General features: G+C 32.0%; 1 protein-coding gene. It reads left to right on the top strand.

Annotated elements, in window-relative coordinates; translation table 11 throughout:
• On the top strand, positions 1-1488 hold a 1488-nt coding region (locus CSR02_RS14330; protein WP_143225609.1), incomplete at both ends, for a replication endonuclease.

Here is a 1488-nt window from a genome sequence, read left to right as displayed (position 1 = left end):
CAAGATGAAAAAAAAGCAAAGCATTGGGCACAATCTGCTGTAGTGCGTATTGTTGAATCTGGTGAAGAAATTAGCTTATATGAAATTACAAAAAAGAAGAAAAACGCAAGATTATCAAGCATTTACGCTATTACCTCGGCATATGTAGCGGAAGCAGAAAATGCAGGATTATCCGCGTTTTTTGGCACTATTACGCTACCGCCTGAATTTCATCCCGCTCCTAAATCTCATGGAAGCCGAAAAAATAAAAATTGGCAATTTAAAAAAAATAACTGCAATGAAACCAAAAACTATTTATCCGATTTAATTAGTCTTTTCAGGGCCAATTTGAAAAAGGTTAAGGAATTTAGGGGTATGTTTGGTTTCAAAGTCATTGAATTCCATGAAGACGGATGCCCTCATACTCACTTTTTATTTTTTCTTCCCCCACAAATTCACGACCGTAAAAATCTTACGATGATTAACTCCTACGATGTTGTCTCAAAAATCTTGAATAGATTAACAGGAGGTTCGGAAGATACTGTTAATAAGAATGGTGAAGATGCAATAAACCACCGTTACGACTTAAAATTAATTGAGAAAAATGAAGATGATGATGAAACCGCATCACCAGCTTCCTACATAATGACTTATATCAAAAAATCACTTGAAGTTACTGATGCAGATGAAATGACTTATGACGATGAAGCGGTGAGACATAAATCACAGTTATCAGCCTTCGGATTACGCGGATACAGCTTTTGGGGTGGTCGTTCTGTTAAATCTATTTGTGATAGATTATACAACATGCACCCTAAAAACGGCAGTAAACTGCCGATTTTATGGCTTAATATCTATGAGAATTTACAACTTAGTAAGGATTTTTGGAAAAAAGGAACGGATGAAAAAAACGACATTGAAGCAAAAAATTATAAAAATATATCTAAGGAATACTACCGTAAGGCGTTAACTTTATTAAATGCGTTTCCGCATAGTCGTCAAGATTATAAAATTGTAACTGAATATGACAACAGTGTTAATAAGTTTCTTGAAAAATCTGAAAAATTAATTGGATGGTCTATTGTAGACGAACATGAGGAAAAACACTTTTTACCTCATAGAGATGTCGAAGTTGTCGTAGACGCCAAGGAAATTGAACCAGAATACAAAATTATAAAAATTGAGAAATATCAATATAATATGCCGTTATCAAAAGCTAATAAAGTAGATTCTTCTAGTGATGATAATGAGGAAAAATTTATTAGGGTGAAAATTAATAAACCTGAAATCGATAGAACAGGAATACGTAAAAATAGAATGAGAAAAGAGATAACTGAAAGGCTATTTAACGTTATTGACGAATTCAATTTTATAGATTCTTTAAAAATTCAGGATATATATACAAATAAGCTAGATGATATTTATAAACATTGTATTACAGACATTAATTATGTTGTAGAAAATACTACATATAATAATTTGGTTTCACTTATTTCTAATTATCCAAGA

This window comes from Acetobacter pomorum, assembly GCF_002738225.1.
Taxonomy (GTDB): Bacteria; Pseudomonadota; Alphaproteobacteria; order Acetobacterales; family Acetobacteraceae; genus Acetobacter; species Acetobacter pomorum.
Note: the sequence above shows the minus strand (reverse complement) of the source record. Positions and strands in the feature narration are given on the sequence as shown.